This is a genomic window from Streptomyces sp. NPDC037273 (assembly GCF_055603625.1).
The window spans coordinates 446850-465234 of the sequence record NZ_JBVJVO010000001.1 but is presented as its reverse complement, the minus strand read 5'-3'; the positions used below and the strand labels follow the sequence as shown (position 1 = coordinate 465234).

The following is an 18385-nucleotide window of genomic DNA, read 5'->3' as shown; positions in this document are numbered from 1 at the left end:
GGCACGCGAACGCGAGCGGGGCCGCGTCCCTCTCGGCTAGCGGCGGACGCGGGGCATGCCGAGGCCGATCCAGGAGATGATCTCGCGCTGGATCTCGTTGTTGCCGCCGCCGAAGGTGAAGATGACGGCGGAGCGGTAGCCGCGTTCGAGTTCGCCGTGGAGGACGGCGCCGGTGGAGCCTTCCTTGAGGGCGCCGGCGGCGGCGACGACCTCCATGAGGGCGGCGTAGGCGTCGCGGCGGGCCTCGGAGCCGTAGACCTTGACGGCGGAGGCGTCCTGGGGGGTGAGGGTGCCGTGCTGGACGGCGTTCACCATCTGCCAGTTGAGGAGTTTCATCGCGTCGAGGCGGGCGTGGGTGCGGGCGAGGGTGCGGCGTACCCAGGGGAGGTCGATGACGCGGCGGCCGTCGGCGAGCCGGGTACCGGCGGCCCAGCGCTGGACGTCGTGGAGGGCGCGGATCGCCATCGTGCCGTGGGCGGCGAGGGTGACGCGCTCGTGGTTGAGCTGGTTGGTGATGAGCCGCCAGCCCTTGTTCTCCTCGCCGACGCGCTGGGAGGCGGGGACGCGGACGTTGTCGTAGTAGCTGGCCGTGGTGTCGTGCGAGGCGAGGGTGTTGATGATGGTGCAGGAGTAGCCGGGGTCGCTGGTCGGGACCAGGAGCATGGTGATGCCCTTGTGCGGCGGGGCGTCCGGGTCGGTGCGGACCGCGAGCCAGACCCAGTCGGCGGTGTCGCCGTTGGTCGTCCAGATCTTCTGGCCGTTGACCGTGTAGTGGCCGGTGGCCGTGTCCCCCTCCCGCACCGCCCGGGTCTTCAGGGCGGCGAGGTCGGTGCCCGCGTCGGGCTCGCTGTAGCCGATGGCGAAGTCGATCTCGCCGGAGAGGATGCGGGGCAGGAAGTAGGCCTTCTGCTCGTCGCTGCCGTACCGCATGATCGTCGGCCCGACCGTGTTCAGCGCCATGAGCGGCAGCGGTACGCCCGCCTGCGCGGCCTCGTCGAAGAAGATGAACTGCTCCATCGGGGTCAGCCCCCGGCCCCCGTACTCGGCCGGCCACCCCACCCCCAGCCACCCGTCGGTGCCGAGCCGGCGCACGGTCTCCCGGTAGAAGCGCTTCTGCGCGGCCGGGTCCGCGTACCGGGTGTGGAAGTCCTCCGGGACCAGCTCGGCGAAGTACGCGCGGAGTTCGGCCCGCAGACGGTTCTGCTCGGGCGTGTACTCGAGGTGCATCCGTGCCTCCCGTGGCGGCGTCCTGCGGCGGCGCCGTGCGCCGTCCTCGGTGCGGGGCGCGTCCGAGCGTGGTGCGACGCGCGACGGCGGCCACGGTAGAACGTGTTCCAGTAATGCGGAAGCCTCTCGGCGGAAGCCACTTGTCGGAGGCCGCTCGGCGGAAGCCAATCGTCGGAAGCCATTCGCCCTCGGGCCCGGATCCGTGGGACGGATCCGGGCCCGAGGGGAATCACGGGAATCGCGCACAGGCCCTGGGCCCGTGCCTGACGAGGCTAGGGGAGCAGCTCGTCCATGGAGGCGCGTGGCCCCTTCTCCGCCATGCGGCGCTCCGCCCAGGCGAGGGTCTTCGGGTTCACGTCACGGCCGGACGCGAGGACCATGTCCTCCGCCGTGATCATGCCTTCCGACCCGGCGTGCAGCAGCCGGTCGGGGGTCGGACCTTCCCCCAGGGACGTCTTGTCGGGCTCTGCGTTCATGCCGCCTCCTACGTTTCTTCCGGCACTGGCCATTGTCGGGTCCGGCCCCCGTGACCGCATCCGGGGCGGTGACCGGAAAGACGTGACGGGGGCGGAAACGGGCAGGTCACCGGCCGTTCGACACGGGGTCGGCGCTCCCGTCACCAGCCGTCCGGTACGCGTGCCCCGCGGGCCGCCTCCTCCCAGGCGCCGAGACCGGCGCGCAGCAGCGCCCACGCGGCCGCCGCCTCCTCCTCCGACCAGACTCCGCCGTCGGCGGCGTCGAAGAAACGCTCGTAGGCGGCGTCCTGGACCGGCTCCCGGCCGGGCAGCGCCGTGGCCGTGTCGACGCTGCGCGCGAGGTCCTCGAAGAAGTTCCAGGCGTCCAGGAGCAGCCCTGTCGGGGCCGTGCGTATGCGGGCGTCGCGGACGGACTCCGCCGCGGACTCCCGTACGGCTTCGAGGTCGACGTCCGACTCGCCGTCCGGCACGAAGTCCCAGCCGTTCCGTGCGCAGTGGTCCCGCAGGGCCTCGGCGTCGTGGAAGGCGAGCAGCCTGCGCCGGTCGTCGACGGCCAGGGTGTCGTGTTCGTCCCCCTCGCCGCGCCGCCAGATCAGATGGAGATCGCCCCTGCGGGCGGCGACGCGAAGGAGGTAGCGGTCAGGCATGCGAGGTCTCCCGTGGATTCCGTACGAGGGCGGTGGCGGCGGTGAGCGGGAGCCCGGCGCCCGCGTCGTGGTGGCGGGTGTACGCCGCCGGGTCGAGGGCCGCGCGGAGGGTCTCCTCGGCGCGGGCGCGGATCGCGGTCTCGGTCGGCTCGGTGAAGGGCCGGAACCCGCCGCCGTGGGTGACGGCGTGCGCGTCGTACGCCCCCAGGAGCCGCGCGCCGGCCTCGGCGTCACCGGGCCCGCCCCGACCGCCCCTGGCCCAGGCGGCCGTCGCGAACTGGGCCACGAGCAGATACGGGGCGACGAGCCGGGCCAGCGTCTCGACGTCCGCGACGGCGCCGGCCAGCCGGTCCAGAGCCGCGCCGTACGCGCCGTCCAGACAGTCGAGCCACGCCCGTACCCCGCCGACGAGGCCCCAGAACAGCCCCGGCGTGATCTCCCCGAACTCGGTCTCCAGGAGATCCAGCTGGGTACGGGCGAGAGGCACGCGCTCGGTGTGGGCGTAGTACTGGGCGAGCAGCAGCCTGGCCGTGCCCGCCGCCTCCGCGCCCCACCGGCCCGCCTCGTCGGCGGCCTTCGCCAGGAGCCGTTCCGCCGCCGGATCGCCCTCCGGACTGAGGCGCAGCCGTACGGCCCCCAGGCGGGCCGTGATGACCGGCACCTGGGAGCGGGCCCCGACCCGCGCGGCCGCGTCGGCGGCGCGCTCGAAGTCGGCGGCGGCCTCGGCGAGCCGCCCTTCCCGCTCGTACGCCTCACCCCGGGCCGAGAGGGACTCCGCGATCCCCCAGGAGTCCCCGGCGACCTCGAACAGGGCCAGCGCCTCGTCGGCGTCCCCGGGCCCATGCCCCAGGAGCTTGGCCCGCATCAGCAGCGCGAACGCCAGGTCCCAGCCGGTACCCCGCTCACGACAGGCCTCCACCGTCAGCGCGAACGTCTCGTCCAGGCTCCGCAGCTCTCCGAGCATCAACCGCGCGAAGAACCACATCGTCCCCGGCTGACGGCACAGCTGCGGCAGACCCGGCCGGTACGCGGCGACGACCGCGGCGAGCCGCGCACGAGCCCCCGGCTCCTCGAACGCCGTGGCCCCCTCCCCGCCCTGCGTCGCGAGCGCGTACAGATGCCCGCCGCGCCGCGCCTCCCTCAGCCGCTCCCCCGTCCACGGCGGCGGCACATCCACACACCGCCCCTCGAACGGCTCCGCCGCCCGTACCGGCTCCCCGAACGGATCAGGCCCCAGCCGCGCCGCCGCGACCGCCCACGTCCGCGCGTCGACCGTATGACTGCGCAACTGCCAGAACCAGCTCAGACAGTGCACCAGACACAGCGCCTCCTGCTCCTCGCCGAGCCCCAGCGCCACCCTCAGCGCACCCCGCAGGTTGTCGTGCTCCCTCTCGAACCTCGCGATCGCCTCCACCTGCCCGACCCCACGCATCTCCGCATCGGTCCACCGCGCCAACTCCCGGTAGTACCTCAGATGCCGCCGCTCGGTCTCCTCCCGCTCCCCCGCCTCATCGAGCCGCTCCCCCGCGTACTCCCCGACCGTCTCCAGCAGCCGGTACCGCATCCCGGCCTCCCCGGGCGCGGCGACGACCAGCGACTTGTCGACCAGTGCGCCGAGGGTGTGGAGGACGTCGGGGTGGGAGGAGTACGCGGGGGCCTCGCGGGGCGTCCCGCGGTCTCCGACGCCACTCGGCGAAGAGCCATCGGTCCCGGCGCACACCGCCTCCACCGCCGCCGGGTCACACCCGCCCGCGAACACCGCCAGCCGCCGCAGGACCGCCCGCTCAGCGCCGTCCAGGAGGTCCCACGACCAGTCGACGACCGCCCGCAGTGTCTGCTGCCGAGGCAGTACGGTCCGCGCCCCGGACGTCAGCAGCCGGAAACGGTCGTCGAGCCGTTCCGCGATCTGGCGCAGGGACAGCATCCTCAGCCGGGCCGCCGCCAGTTCGATCGCCAGCGGAAGCCCGTCCAATCGGCGGCAGACCTCTTCCGCCGCCTCCTCGTCCTCCCCCACCGTGAAGCCGGGACGCGCCGCCGCACCCCGCTCGCCGAGCAGCCGCAGCGCCGCTTCCCTGGGCAACGGCCCCAGCGGGTGCACGGCCTCCCCCGGCACACCGAGCGGCTCGCGGCTCGTCGCGAGCACCGTCACACCGGGGCAGCGCGTGAGCAGCGCCTGGGTGAGCTCGGCAGCCGCGTCGACCACGTGCTCGCAGTTGTCGAGGACAAGAAGCAGCCGACGGCCCGCACAGTGCTCGACCAGCGAGGCGTACGGGTCCCTGGCCGCCGCCTCGCCGGCGGCAGCGCTGTGCCACAGCTGCGTGTCCCGCGCACCGAGCGCCGTGAGGACGGCCGCGGCGACCGTCGTCCCGTCGCGCACCGCGGCCAGTTCGGCCAGGTGGGCCCGGCCCGGATACGTCTCGGCCGCCTCCAGAGCGAGCCGCGTCTTCCCTACGCCCCCGGGGCCGGTGAGAGTGACCAGCCGCCGGTGCCCCCAGGCGCCCGCGAGGGCGTCCAGCTCGTCGTCACGCCCGATGAAGGAGGTCAGACGGGCGGGCAGGGACGCGGCCGCGAGTGGCCCGGAACGGTCCACGGAACCAGCGGCACCGGCGTCCGCACCGGCGTCACCCACCGGCCTCACCACCTCGGCCGATCCCGCAGCGTCTGTCTGCCGCCCCGTCACGCGATCCCCGGCCCCGGCCCCCGCCCCCACCCCCGCCCCCGCCCCCGTCTCCGTCTCCGCCGACAGCAGCTCCGCGTACAGCCCCCTCAGTTCCGGCCCCGGGTCCGTACCCAACCGGTCCGCGAGCGTCGCCCTGACCTCCTCGTAAGCCGCCAGCGCCTCGGCCGGGCGGCCAGCGGCGCGGAGAGCGCGGATACGGAGGGCCTGAAGGGGTTCGTCGAGGGGCTCTGTGGCGGCGAGCGCAGTGAGAGGGGCCAGCGCCGAGGCGGCACGGCCGAGCGCGACATCGGCGGCGAACCGGTCGCGGCGGGCCTGGCCGTGGCGCTGGGAGACCCGTACAACCAGGGGATCTGCCTCGCGTCCTGGCAGGTCGACGAGAGCAGGCCCATGCCACAGAGCGAGAGCCTCATCGAGCAGTACGGCCGCGTGCCCAGGATCGTCCGCGAGCACAGCCGCGCCTTCAGCGGCGAGGCGCTCGAAACGATGGAGGTCGACCGCGTCGGGCGCGGCAGCGAGCCGGTACCCGCCGCCCGGCGTGGACAGGAGCGCCTCACTCCCCAGCGCCTTACGCAGGCGTCCCACAAGGGCCTGCAGCGCCGCCGTCCGGTCCGCCCCGTCGGCGACATCACCCCACACCTGCTCAATCAGCGCACCAGGGCCCACCGCCCTGCCGCCCGCAGCCGCGAGCGCGGCAAGCAACGCCCGCAGCCTGGCGCCCCCGAGGGCGGCCTCCGTGCCATCGTCGATACGGAAGGCCCGGCAGGGGCCGAGAACGCGGTAGAGCAGCTGCACCGGCCCATTCTGCCCCGGCGGAGGCGGAGGCCCCAGGGGGTTTCCGCGCGGCGGTGCGGCAGACCCGGGGGTTTCCGTCCCGGCGGGGCGCCAGCCCGCGGGGAGTCTCCGGCCGGGAGGGTCGCCAGCCGCAGGGAGGCTCCGGCCGGGAGGGTCGCCAGCCGGAGGGAGGCTCCGGCCGCGAGGGGCGCCAGCCCCAAGGAGCCTCCGGTCGGCGGAGGCGACCGACCCGGGGCCTTTCGGCGCCGCAGGCAGCGAACCCGGCAGGTTTCCACGCGGCGAAGACAGCGCGTCCGGCGGCTTTCCCAGCCACAGAGGTGGCAGCTCCAGGACGCTCCCGCGCTGTCAGGGCGGCAGCCCCTGACAGCCTCGGCCCGGCGGGGCGGCGGATCCGGGGGGTTCCGCGCCGCGGGGCGGCAGATCCGGAGATTCCGCCAGGCGGGCGGCGGTCCCAGGGCCTTTCCGTGCCACGGGATCAGCGGACCCGGCAGTCGTCCGCGCCATAAAGGCAGCGGCCCGGCGAGTTTCCGCGCCTCGGCATGGGCAGCTCCACGACGCTGCCACGCCGCAACGGCCGCAGCTCCGGCGAGTCTCCGCCCGGCGGGGCGGCGGGCTCGGGGGCTTCGCGCCGCGGGGCGGCGAATGCAGGGGCTTCCGCCCGGCGGGGCGGCGAATGCGGGGGCTTCCGCCCGGCGGGGCGGCGGACCCGGGGGGCCGCGCCACGGCGGCAGCAGCAGCCCCGGAAACTTCCCGCCCGCGGGGGCGGCGGCGGCCCCAGCGAGTCCCCGTGACACGGAGGCGCCGCGTCCCGGTGAAGCGGCCGCCGGCAGGGGGCAGGTGCGGGCTGGGTTCGGGGAGGGGCTGGGGGTGGGTGGGGGGTTTGGTTGGGTTTGGGGCGGCGAAGTGGCGCCACGCCGTGTCGGAGCCATGGCGTCGGCGGGGTGGGGGTTCGACAATGAGGGGGATGACGGACGATGACCGGCCTGCGCACAACGGCGAGATCGGGCCCGCCGAGTGGCTTGCCATGAACAGGACCGGCAGCTTCGACTGGGATCTCGATACGGGCACGATCGATGTCGACGAGTCGGGGCTGCTGGTCTTCGGGCTGGGCCGAGAGGGCTATGACGGGCGTCCGGTGACGTTGGTGGAGCGGCTGGACCCGGAGGAGCGGGAGCGGCTGGAGGGCGTGGTCAGGGAGGCGGTGCGGGGCGGGGCGGTGTCGTACACGGCGCACTTCCCGATCCCGCAGGCGGACGGGTCACCCCACTGGACGCATGTGCAGGCGCGGATCCTGCGTTCTCCGGACGGCAGGGCGCGGCGGATCGTGGGCGTGGTGCGGGACACGACGGCGGAGGTCACGAACTTCGCGTTCGTACGGGAGATGGAGAAGCGGCGGGAGGTGCAGACGAGCATCGTCGAGCGGACGACGAACGCGCTGTCGCGGGCGGTGACGGTGGACGATGTGACGGCCGCGCTGACGGGGCCAGGCGGGCTCGCCCGGCTGGGTGCGGACGGTCTGGCGCTGGGGCTCGTGGAGAACGGCTCGCTGAACGTCATCGCGCTCAGCGGCGACTCCCTGGACGTGCTGAACGACTTCCGCACCCGGCGCCTCGACCGGGGACTTCCGCTCGCCGAGGCGGTACTGAGCGGGCGGCCGCGGTTCGTGTCGTCGTTTCAGACGCTGGGACGGGACTTCCCGGAGCTGGGCCCGTACGTGGAGCGGCTGCCGTTCCGCGCCGCCTGCTATCTGCCGCTGGTGGCGCAGGCCCGTTCGCTGGGCGGCATGGCGCTGTTCTACCGGGGCCGTACGGCCTTCAACCCGGACGAGCGCAACCTCGCGCTCGGGCTCGCGGCGATCGTGGCGCAGTCGCTGCAGCGGGCGATCCTGTTCGACGAGGAGCGGGAGCTCGCGACGGGTCTCCAGTCGACGATGCTGCCGCGCCGGATTCCGGAGATCACCGGCGGCGAGATCGCGGTGCGCTACCACGCGGCGTGGAGCGGCCGGCAGGTCGGCGGCGACTGGTACGACGTGATCGCGCTGCCCCGGGGCCGGGTCGGGGTCGTGGTGGGCGACGTCCAGGGCCACGACACCCACGCCGCGGCCATCATGGGGCAGCTGCGGATCGCCCTGCGCGCCTACGCGGGCGAGGGTCACGCCCCGTCGACCGTGCTGGCCCGCGCCTCCCGGTTTCTCGCGGATCTCGACACCGACCGATTCGCGACGTGCACGTACGCGCAGGTCGACCTGGCGAGCGGGACGCTACGGGCCGTACGGGCCGGGCACCTCGGTCCGCTGATCCGGCACACCGACGGCCGGGTCGGGCAGCCCAAGCTGCGGGGCGGCCTGCCACTCGGCCTTGCGACCGTCTTCGGCGACGAGGAGTTCCCGGAGACCCGCCTTGACCTGGTGCCCGGGGAGACGCTCGTGCTCTGCACGGACGGGCTCGTCGAGCAGCCCGACTCGGACATCGACACGGGGCTCGCCGCGCTCTCCGAGGCGATCAGCAGCGGCCCGCCGCAGGCGGAAGCGCTCGCCGACCACCTGTCCGAGCGGCTCTGGGAGCGGTGGGGTTCGGGCGACGACGTGGCGCTCCTGGTGCTGCGCCGCAGCCCCGACCCCGGCACGCCCCGGGCACCCCGCATCCACCAGTACATCCACCAGGCCGACCCGCAGGGCCTCTCCGACGCGCGGGCCGCCGTCGGGCAGGCGCTCAGGGACTGGGGCATGCCGGAGCTCTCCGACGACGCCGAGCTCCTGACCGGCGAGCTCCTCGTCAACGTGCTGCTCCACACCGAGGGCGGCGCCGTGCTCACCCTCGAGGTGCTGCCCGAGCCGGTACGGCGGGTACGGCTCTCGGTGCAGGACCGGTCGAGCGCCTGGCCCCGGCGGCGTACCCCCGGGGAGGCCGCCACCTCCGGACGCGGGCTGCTCCTGCTCGACGCGCTGGCCTCCCGCTGGGGGGTCGAGCCGCGCGGCGAGGGCAAGGCCGTGTGGTGCGAGATCGATCCGGCGGCGCTGCCGGCCGACGCCACGGCGAACGGCTCCTGAGACACCGCGGAGGGACGACATGGACCCTGTGGCCGCACTGAACCGGATCGCGTTCCTCCTGGAACGCGCCCAGGAGCCCGGCTACCGCTCGAAGGCCTTCCGCACGGCCTCCGCCGCGCTCGCCGCCCTCCCCGAGGGCGAGGCCGACCGGCGCGCCGCCGCGGGCACCCTGGAAGCGGTCAAGGGCATCGGGCCCAAAACCGCCGCCGTCGTCCGCGAGGCGCTCGCCGGCCAGGTGCCGGAGTACCTCGCCCGGCTGGAACGCGAGCTCCAGGACTCCCTCGCCGCCGGGTCCGGGACCGGCGGCGAGGCCCTGCGCGCCGCCCTCCGCGGCGACTGCCACCTCCACTCCGACTGGTCGGACGGCGGCGCCACCATCGAAGACATGGGCCGCGCTGCCGCCGCCCTCGGCCACGAATGGGCCGTCCTCACCGACCACTCCCCCCGCCTGACCGTCGCGCGCGGCCTGTCCCCTGAACGGCTCCGGGAGCAACTCGACGTCGTGGCGCGACTGAACGAGCAATGGGCACCGTTCCGTCTCCTGACCGGCATCGAATGCGACATCCTCGACGACGGCTCGCTCGACCAGGAACCGGACCTCCTTGCCCGCCTCGACCTCGTCGTCGGCTCCGTCCACTCCAAACTCCGCATGGACGCCCCCGCCATGACCCGCCGCCTCGAACGAGCCGTACGCGACCCCCTCATGCACGTCCTCGGGCACTGCACAGGCCGCCTCGTTGCCGGCGGCCGCCTCCGCCCCGAGTCCGCCTTCGACGCCGAGCGCGTCTTCACCGCCTGCGCCGAGTCCGGCACAGCCGTCGAAATCAACAGCCGCCCAGAACGCCTCGATCCACCCTTGCGCCTCCTCCGCCTCGCCGTCGACGCCGGCACGTACTTCGCCGTCGACACAGACGCCCACGCCCCCGGCCAACTCGAGTGGCAAATCCTGGGCTGCGCCCGCGCCGAGGAGTGCGGCGTGCCGGAAGACCGGGTCATCAACACCTGGCCGGCGGACCGGCTTTCGGAGTGGACGCGCTGCTGAGGCGGGGCGGCGCGGGTGGCCCGGGCGCCGGGCTCAGGCGCGCCGCCAAGGCGACTCCGCGCGGGAGGCCCGGGCGCCGGGCTCAGGCGCGCCGCCAAGGCGACTCCGCGCGGGAGGCCCGGGCGCCGGGCTCAGGCGCGCCGCCAAGGCGACTCCGCGCGGGAGGCCCGGGCGCCGGGCTCAGGCGCGCCGCCAAGGCGACTCGGCGCGGGAGGCCCGGGCGCCGGGCTCAGGCGCGCCGCCAAGGCGACTCGGCGCGGGCGACCCCGCACCGCGGGCTCAGACGCGCTGCCGAGGCAGATCGGTGCAGGCTGCCCCTACTCCGGGGGCGACCACGCCGCCGAGGCGGGTCGGCGCAGGCGCCACGGCGAGACGACCCGGCACAGGCCGCCCCAGGACCGAGACCGGGCGCGCCGCCAAGGCGACTCGGCACGAGCCACCCCGCACCGCGGGCTCAGGCCCGCCGCCGAGGCCGGATCGGCTCGGGAGGCCCGGGCGCCGGGTTCAGGCGCGCCGCCGAGGCGGATCGGCGCAGGCGGGCCGGGCGGCGGCTGGCCGCACCGGGGTCAGGCGCGTTGCCAGATTGTCGTGGTGTTGCAGAACTCGCGGATGCCGTGGCCGGAGAGTTCTCGACCGTAGCCGGAGCGTTTGATGCCGCCGAAGGGGAGGGCGGGGTGGGAGGCGGTCATGCCGTTGACGAAGACGCCGCCGGCCTCGAGGTCGCGGACGAAGAAGGCGATCTCGTCGGGGGAGCGGGTCCACACGTTGGAGCTCAGGCCGAAGGGCGAGTCGTTGGCGACGGCGACGGCTTCGTCGATGTCGCGGACGGGGTAGACGGTGGCGACCGGGCCGAAGGCCTCTTCGTGGTGGATCCGCATCGCCGGGGTGATGCCGGTGAGGACGGTGGGCCGGTAGTACCAGCCGTTGCGGAGCGCGGGGTCCTCGGGCCGGTGGCCGCCGCAGAGGGCGGTGGCGCCGCGGCGTACGGCGTCGTCGACGAGTTCTTCGAGGTCGGTCCTGCCCTGTTCGGTGGCGAGGGGACCGACGTCGGTGGACTCGTCGAGGGGGTCGCCGACGGTGAGGGCGTTCATGGCGGCGGTGAAGCGCTCGGAGAAGTCGTCGTACACGTCCTGGTGGATGATGAAGCGCTTGGCGGCGATGCAGGACTGGCCGTTGTTCTGCACGCGCGCGGTGACGGCCGTCTTCACGGCCCGCACGATGTCGGCGGAGGGCATGACGATGAAGGGGTCGCTGCCGCCGAGCTCCAGAACGGTCTTCTTCACCTCGTCCCCGGCGACGGCGGCGACGGCCCGCCCCGCGGGTTCGCTGCCGGTCAGGGTGGCGGCGACGACCCTGGGGTCACGGAGCACTCCCTCGACGTCGCGGGAGCCGATCAGGAGCGCCTGGAAGCAGCCTTCGGGGTAGCCGGCGCGGCGGAAGAGGTCGCCGAGGTAGAGCGCGGTCCTCGGCACGTTCGAGGCGTGTTTGAGGAGGCCGGTGTTGCCCGCCATGAGGGCGGGCGCGGCGAAGCGGATCACCTGCCAGAGCGGGAAGTTCCACGGCATGACGGCGAGGATCGGGCCGAGCGGCCGGTAGTGGACGCGGGCCAGGTCCGCGCCGGAGTCCTGTACGTCGCTCTCGGCCGGGTGCTCGTCGCCGAGCAGCTCGGCCGCGTGGGTGGCGTACCAGCGCATGGTCTTGGCGCACTTGCCCGCCTCCGCGCGCGCGGCGGCGATCGGCTTGCCCATCTCCAGCGTCATGGTGCGGGCGATGTCCTCGGTGTCCTCGTCGAGGAGCGTGGCCGCGGCCCGCATCAGCCGGGCGCGCTCGGCGAACGAGGTGGTGCGGTACTGCCGGTACGCCTCGTGCGCGGCGGCGATCCGCCGCTCCACCTCCTCGGGCCCGTGGGCCTCGTAGGTGCGCAGTGTCTCGCCGGTCGCGGGATTCACGGTGGCGATGCCCATGACCTGCCTCCTCGTGCCATCGGCCCCTCCCTGCAACCTCCCGCTCCCTGGGCGGCGGCGCAACAGGGGCGGTGCGGTGGGGTGACCGCCCCCGGTGAGCGGGACGAGGCCGCACCGGGCCCTCGGACCGCCAGGGGGACCAGCCCCCGGCGAGGTCGGCGAGGTCCGCGAGGTCCGCGAGGTCCGCGAGGTCGGCGAGGTCCGCGAGGTCGGCGAGGTCGGCGAGGTCGGCGAAGCCCACCAGGCCTTCGGGCCTGGTGGGCTTCGGCCCTTCCCGCCGTCAGCCGGACACGGCCGACCGGGCCCTCAAGCCACCAGACCCTCAGACCGCCGGCCGGACAAAGCCCACAGACACGCAGGCCGTAGGCCGGACAAGGCCGACCGGCCCCCAGTCCGTCAGCCGGGCAAGTCCCACCAGCCCCCAGGCCGTCAGCCCGACAAGGCCCACCGGCCCTCAGCCTCTCAGCCTCTCAGCCCCCCAGGCCCCCAGGCCCCCAGGCCCCCAGGCCCCCAGGCGGACAAGGTCCGCCTGCCCCTCCGCCCCTCAAGCCGTCAGCCACGCCAGGGCGCCCGCGAGGTGGGCGCGGAAGGTGGGGTCGCGGTATGCCTCCGGGGAGTGGCCGAGTGCGGTGAAGAAGAGGCGGCCGAGGTCGCCGTCGCGGCACCAGACGAGCGGGTGGTCGTTGCCGTGGGTGCCGCCGTGGTAGGTGGACTCGTCGGCGCGTGCGAGGACGCGGAGGTCGTTCGGGTCGCCGGCGCGCGGGTGGGAGGTGAAGTTGTACCACTCGTCGGTGTGGGTCCAGCGGGCCGGGAGGGGGGCGGTGGCGGGGTGGTCGGGGGCGTCGATGACGACGACGCCGGGCTGGAGTTCCGGGTGGCCGTCGAAGCGGGTGCCGAGGAGTTCGCCGTAGAAGGGCCAGTCGGGTTCGGCGTTGGCGGCGGCGTGGAGGGCGAGGAGGGCGCCGCCGCTCCTGAGGTAGGTCTCGAAGGCGGTGCGGCCTTCGGGGGTCAGGACGTTGCCTGTGGTGGAGACGAGGACGACGGCGGCGCAGCGGGCGAGCCGCTCGGGGGTGAAGGCGGCGGGGTCCTCGGTGACCTCGGCGGGGCGTCCGAGTTCCGCGGCGAGCTCGGTGAGCGCGGTGGCCGCGTCGGGGATGGAGTCGTGGCGGTAGCCGGTGGTGCGGGTGTAGATGAGGACGTCGGCGGTGGCGGTGGGCACGCGGTGGGCTCCAGGGGGCGGGGAGGGCCGTTAAGATACGACGGAGGACGGAAAGCGCTTTCTAACCGTGCCCTCCGACCGTAGTCACGGAAAACACCGCGCCGCAAGCCCCGCCCTGACGCCAGACTGCCCGAATGGATTCGAAGACCGCTCTCCTCGTCGACTCCCCCGCCCGGCGCGCCCTCGCGCATGTGGAGGGTCTCTCCACCGGCGGGGCGCTCGACCCCAGCCTCCGGGTCACGCTCAACTTCCACCCGCACTTCCTCCACCGGCTCGCCGACGACGGCGTCTACCGGTCCCAGTTCGTGACCGGCACCAGCAACGGCGGCCTGACCGCGCATCCCGGCGGCGACCGGCACCGCTGGGAGAGCCGGATCTTCGGGGGCGCGTACGACGAGGCCCCCGCGGAGAGCCGTCCGGTGTACGGGGCGCTCGACTTCCGCCGGCGTCCCTACGGCGCGGCGCCCCGGTTCGGCTCCGCTCATCTGCGCCTGACGGCCGCCACCCTGGAGCGGGCGACCTTCTGCTATCCGGACAGCTTCCTGGAGCCCGCCGACTTCGGCACCGCGGCCCGGATGCGGTTGATCGAGCTCGCGGAGGCCGACGAGAAGGACCTGATCGACGACTACATCGAGTCGCACGTCCACGGCCCGGTGGTGATCGGCCGGGATGTGGAGGCGCTGGTCCTGGACCCGAGCCACCGGGGTACGGAGGTGGAGGAGGCGGCCCGGCGGCTGGGCTGCGAGGTCGAGTGGCACGGCGGCTTCCGCCTTTCGGTGGAGGAGCTGCGGCGGCACCCGGAGTTCCGTGGGCCGGAGTACGTGGAACTCGGCGCCCGCATCGCCGTCGACGGGTGGCTGGACGCCAGGATCGTGCAGGAGGCGGCCGGTTCGGGGCTGTACGACCCGCAGGACGTCAAGCGGGTCTGGCACTGCCTGGCCCGGTTCGGCGCCCCGGTGGCGTGAGATCCGCCTCTTTCCCGGCCCGTTGTCGCAACGGATACGTCTCTGTATCTTTTGGCGCGCCCGCGCCTCTCCCCCTCTCGCCCGCCCGCCGAGGAGCCGTCATGAGTACCGTGCCGCCCGCGCTCGCCGCCGCCGTAGGTCCGCTGCCCGAGGGGGTGGTGCTGCCGCTGCCGCCCACCTTCGACTCCGTCGAGGAGGAGCGCCGCTACCGCAAGGAGCAACTCGCCGCGGGGTTCCGGATCTTCGGGCGGTTCGGCTTCTCGGAGGGGGTCGCGGGGCACATCACCGTGCGGGACCCGGGCGACCCGGACGCCTTCTGGGTCAACCCGTTCGGGATGAGCTTCGGCCAGATCAAGGCGTCCGACCTGATCCTGGTCGACCACGAGGGGACGGTCATCGAGGGCCGCAGGCCGGTGAACCGGGCGGCGTTCGTCATCCACTCGAAGGTGCACGCCGCGCGGCCCGACGCGATCGCCGCCGCGCACTCGCACTCCCTGCACGGCAAGGCCTTCTCCAGCCTCGGCATCCCGCTCGACCCGATCACGCAGGACGCCTGCGCGTTCTTCGAGGACCACGGGATCTACGACGACTACCGGGGCGTGGTGAACGAGGCCGAGGAGGGCGAACGGGTCGCCAAGGCCCTCGGCGGCCACAAGGCGGTCATCCTCAAGAACCACGGGCTGCTCACGGTGGGCCAGTCGGTCGCCGAGGCGGTGTGGTGGTTCGTCACGATGGAACGCTCCTGCCAGGCGCAGCTCCTGGCGATGGCGGCGGGCACCCCGCAGCTCATCGACCGTGAGACGGCCCTGCTCACGCGCGGGCAGATCGGCGGTCATCTGGCCGGCTGGTTCCAGGCGCGCCCGCTGTGGGATCAGATCACCGCGTCCGACCCCGACCTCTTCGACTGACCGGAAGAACCGGTCGGACCGGACGGACCGTTCAGACCGGACGGACCGGACGGACCGGACGGACCGGACGGACCGGACGGACCGGGGATCTCCCGGGTGGACGCTTCGAGGAGCGGGACGAGGAACTGCCGTTCCAGGCTGCCCGGCGGCAGTTCGGCCGGCTCGACGTAGCTCTGCGCGAGGCCGCCCTCGCGCAGGGCGATGAGGAGCCGCGCGAACCGGTCGGCGTCCACGGTCAGTTCGCGCCCGGCGCGGCGCAGGACGAGCGTGAGGCCGCGGGCGATCTCGGCCCGCAGCCGCTCGTCGTGGCGGGCGAGCACCCAGGCGGCCTGCGGGTCGCGGATGGCGTGCAGGGTGAACTCGGTGGTGACGAGGTACCAGTCGCGCTCGTCCGGTTCGACGCGGGCGGCCAGCTCCGCGAGCCGGTCGAGGGTGTACTCCTCGGCGGTCAGCGCGTCGATCGACTCGGCGAGCCGCCGGACGATCCGGTCGCTGTGCTCGTCGAAGAGGGCGAGGAAGAGCTCCTCCTTGCTGGCGAAGTTCGAGTAGTACGCGCCCCGCGTGTATCCGGCGCGCTCGCAGACCTGCTCGATCGTCGTCGCGTGGAAGCCGTGCTCGGCGAAGGTCTCCAGGGCGGCCTTCAGGAGCGCCGCGCGGGTGCGGGGCCGCCTCCTGGTGACACCTTTCGGCACGGGTGCTTCCTCCTCGGTCCTGGCCGCTGCCCGCGGCGGACGCCCACCCTACCGGCGCCTCCCTCAGGGGCGGGGTGCGGCACCGGCGGATAAAATTCGAGGCATGGGAGAGCGGCCCGTCGCGCCCGCGGCGCCCGATCTGGTCCTCGAGATCGACGGGGACGCGACGCGCATGAACCCGAGCCGCGTCTACCGCGTGGGGCGCGACCCGACCAGCGACGTGGTGCTTTCGGACGCCCGGGCGTCCTGGCACCACGCGGAGCTGCGCGCCGACGGCGGCCACTGGGTCCTCGCGGACGAGCACAGCACGAACGGCACCTTCGCGGACGGCCTGCGCGTCACCGGTCCCCGCGCGGTCGGCCCCGGCACGGTCGTACGGTTCGGGCACCCGGAGGACGGGCCGCGCGCGGTGCTCTCGGCGGGCGCGCCACCGCCCGTACCCGTGCCGCCTCCCCCGCCGCCTCCGGCCCAGCTCGTGGAGCCGACCCCGCCTCCCACCCCGTCCGTGGAGCCGGCCCCGGCGCCCCCGCCGCCTCCGGCCCCGCACGTGGCCCCGGCACCGGCACCTCTCCGGGAGCCCGCGCCCCCGCCACAGCCCGTGCCCGCGCCCGTACCCGTACACCCCCCGGACACGCCGCTGCGCCCGCCGTCCGTTTCGCATCCGGCGGCGACCGGGACGTTTCGGCAGCCGACGTCCGTGCGGCCGCTGCCCGCGCACAGTGTGCGGATCGGGAGGGCGCCGGACAACGACGTGGTGGTGGCGGACCTGGTGGTGTCGCGGCGGCACGCGGAGCTGCGGGCGCATCCGGACGGCACGTACTGGATCCATGACCTGGGCAGCCACAACGGCACGTTCCTCAACGGGCGGCGGGTGGTGGACGCGCGGGTGACGGCGGACGACATCGTGGGCGTGGGGCGGTCGGCGTTCTGCCTGATCGGGGGGCAGCTGGTCGAGTTCACGGACACCGGCGAGGTGTCGCTTGACGTCCGGTCGCTGGCGGTGACCGTGGACCACGGGCGCAAGACGCTGCTCGACGAGGTGTCGTTCCCGGTGGGCGAGAAGTCCCTGCTGGCGGTGGTCGGGCCGTCCGGGGCCGGGAAGTCGACGCTGCTCGGCGCGCTGACCGGGCAGCGGCCCGCCGACCGGGGCTCGGTCCTCTACGACGGGCGCGATCTGTACCGGGACTACGCCGAGCTGCGCCAGCGCATCGGGCTCGTGCCGCAGGACGACATCCTGCACCTCCAGCTCACCGTCCGCCGGGCCCTCGGGTACGCGGCCGAGCTGCGCTTCCCCGAGGACACGGTGCCGGCCGAGCGGCGGGACCGGGTGGACGAGGTGATCCGGGAGCTGGGTCTCGTGGAGCGTGCCGAGCAGCCGATCCACAGCCTCTCCGGCGGCCAGCGCAAGCGGGTGAGCGTCGCCCTCGAACTGCTCACCAAGCCCTCGCTGCTCTTCCTCGACGAGCCGACCTCGGGTCTCGACCCGGGCATGGACCGGTCCGTGATGCACATGCTGCGCGGGCTCGCCGACGACGGCCGGACGGTCGTCGTGGTCACCCACAGCGTGCTCAGCCTCGACGTGTGCGACCGGCTGCTGGTCCTCGCGCCGGGCGGCCGGGTCGCCTACTACGGGCCGCCCGCCGACACCCTCGGCTTCTTCGGGTTCGACCAGTGGCCGGAGGCCTTCGAGGCCTTCGAGAACGAGCGGGACCGCGACTGGGCCGGGCAGTACCGGTCCTCGCGCTTCCACCGCCGGTACATCGCCGACGCCACGGCCCGCCCGGACGTCCCCGTCCCCCTCGGCGGCGCGGGCGCCCCGCCGGCCCCCGAACCCGGCCCGCCCCCGAAGGCGCAGAGCTGGGGCTCCCAGCTGCGGACGCTCGTACGCCGGTACGCGGCGGCGCTCGCCGCCGACCGCACGTTCCTCGCCATCATGATCGCGCTGCCGTTCGTGATGGGTGCGATGGCCCGGGCCCTGTCCGAGGGCAGCCTGAACCCCGAGTCGACGCTGAACGTCCTGCTCATCCTCTGCGTCGGCGGCGTCCTGACCGGCGCGGCGAACGCGGTCCGCGAACTGGTGAAGGAGCGCTCGATCTACCGGCGCGAGAGAGCCGTCGGCCTGTCCCGCTCCGCCTATCTCGCCTCGAAGGTCGTGGTCCTCGGTCTCATCACGGTCGTGCAGGCCGTGGTCCTGACCCTGGTGGCCCTGATCGGCGTGCCCCTGAACGTGCCCGGCGGCAAGGGCGTGCTGATGCCGCCGCTCGTGGAGATCACCCTCGCCGTCGCGCTGCTGGCCTTCACGGCGATGATGCTCGGCCTGCTCGTCTCGGCGGTCGTGCGCAAGGAGGAGGTGACGATGCCGCTGCTCGTCCTCCTCGCGATCGTCCAGGTGGTGTTCTGCGGCGCGCTCCTGACCGTGCGCGGCACGCCCGTCCTCGAACAGCTGGCGTGGCTCGTGCCGTCGCGGTGGGCGTTCGCCGCCATGGGGGCGACCATCGACATCGGGAAGGTCGCGCCGAGCGACAAGACCACCGACCCGTTGATGCGGCACACCGCCGACGTCTGGCTCTTCGACATGGGCATGCTGCTGGTCATCTGTCTCGTCCTCGGCCTGGTCGTGGCCCGCCTGCTGCGCCGCCACGAGCCGGTCGTGATGCGGAGGTAGGCCGTGAGCGTCCCGTACCGGAGGAAGGCCGTGAGCGTCCCCGTACCGGAGGTAGGCCC

12 protein-coding genes are annotated in these 18385 nt (G+C 74.2%); 5 read left to right on the top strand and 7 right to left on the bottom strand.

Features of this window, described 5'->3' with window-relative positions; translation table 11 throughout:
* Nucleotides 1-36: 36 nt before the first annotated feature.
* From ACZ7G1_RS02035 to ACZ7G1_RS02020, 4 genes are all read right to left on the bottom strand, one after another.
* Nucleotides 37-1227, bottom strand: a complete 1191-nt coding sequence (locus tag ACZ7G1_RS02035; protein ID WP_470877664.1) for an acyl-CoA dehydrogenase family protein — start codon at nt 1225-1227, stop codon at nt 37-39.
* Between the two features lie 272 nt (nt 1228-1499).
* Nucleotides 1500-1703: a hypothetical protein gene (locus ACZ7G1_RS02030; protein ID WP_470877663.1), complete on the bottom strand. Its 204-nt coding sequence runs from the start codon at nt 1701-1703 to the stop codon at nt 1500-1502.
* A gap of 140 nt (nt 1704-1843) precedes the next feature.
* Entirely contained in the window at nt 1844-2350 is a 507-nt protein-coding gene (locus ACZ7G1_RS02025; RefSeq protein WP_470877662.1) for a hypothetical protein, read from the bottom strand.
* Entirely contained in the window at nt 2343-5822 is a 3480-nt protein-coding gene (locus ACZ7G1_RS02020) for an AfsR/SARP family transcriptional regulator (protein ID WP_470877661.1), read from the bottom strand. The genes ACZ7G1_RS02025 and ACZ7G1_RS02020 overlap by 8 nt, the downstream gene beginning before the upstream one ends.
* Nucleotides 5823-6786: 964 nt before the next feature.
* Here ACZ7G1_RS02020 and ACZ7G1_RS02015 point away from each other — a divergent pair.
* Entirely contained in the window at nt 6787-8871 is a 2085-nt protein-coding gene (locus ACZ7G1_RS02015; protein WP_470877660.1) for a SpoIIE family protein phosphatase, read from the top strand.
* Nucleotides 8872-8890: 19 nt separating this feature from the next.
* Nucleotides 8891-9913 (top strand): PHP domain-containing protein, encoded by a 1023-nt coding sequence (locus tag ACZ7G1_RS02010; protein WP_470877659.1) that lies wholly within the window; start codon nt 8891-8893, stop codon nt 9911-9913.
* A 566-nt stretch (nt 9914-10479) separates the two neighbouring features.
* Here ACZ7G1_RS02010 and ACZ7G1_RS02005 read toward each other — a convergent pair.
* Both ACZ7G1_RS02005 and ACZ7G1_RS02000 read right to left on the bottom strand, forming a co-directional pair.
* A complete protein-coding gene (locus ACZ7G1_RS02005) occupies nt 10480-11877 on the bottom strand; it encodes an NADP-dependent succinic semialdehyde dehydrogenase (protein ID WP_470877658.1) in 1398 nt (465 codons plus the stop codon).
* A gap of 544 nt (nt 11878-12421) precedes the next feature.
* Nucleotides 12422-13096 (bottom strand): ThuA domain-containing protein, encoded by a 675-nt coding sequence (locus tag ACZ7G1_RS02000; protein ID WP_470877657.1) that lies wholly within the window; start codon nt 13094-13096, stop codon nt 12422-12424.
* A 134-nt stretch (nt 13097-13230) separates the two neighbouring features.
* Here ACZ7G1_RS02000 and ACZ7G1_RS01995 point away from each other — a divergent pair, with 134 nt between their 5' ends.
* Both ACZ7G1_RS01995 and ACZ7G1_RS01990 read left to right on the top strand, forming a co-directional pair.
* Complete coding sequence (locus ACZ7G1_RS01995) at nt 13231-14061, top strand: DUF3626 domain-containing protein (RefSeq protein WP_470877656.1); 831 nt, start codon at nt 13231-13233, stop codon at nt 14059-14061.
* A gap of 101 nt (nt 14062-14162) precedes the next feature.
* The gene (locus ACZ7G1_RS01990) at nt 14163-14969 is read left to right on the top strand and encodes a class II aldolase/adducin family protein (protein WP_470877655.1); all 807 of its coding nucleotides are present in this window, start codon (nt 14163-14165) and stop codon (nt 14967-14969) included.
* On the opposite strand, the gene ACZ7G1_RS01985 is transcribed toward ACZ7G1_RS01990, so the two are convergent.
* Nucleotides 14933-15661 (bottom strand): TetR/AcrR family transcriptional regulator, encoded by a 729-nt coding sequence (locus ACZ7G1_RS01985; RefSeq protein WP_470877654.1) that lies wholly within the window; start codon nt 15659-15661, stop codon nt 14933-14935. The genes ACZ7G1_RS01990 and ACZ7G1_RS01985 overlap by 37 nt on opposite strands.
* A 103-nt stretch (nt 15662-15764) precedes the next feature.
* On the opposite strand from ACZ7G1_RS01985, the gene ACZ7G1_RS01980 reads away from it, so the two are divergent.
* Nucleotides 15765-18326 (top strand): FHA domain-containing protein, encoded by a 2562-nt coding sequence (locus ACZ7G1_RS01980; RefSeq protein WP_470877653.1) that lies wholly within the window; start codon nt 15765-15767, stop codon nt 18324-18326.
* Nucleotides 18327-18385 lie beyond the last annotated feature (59 nt).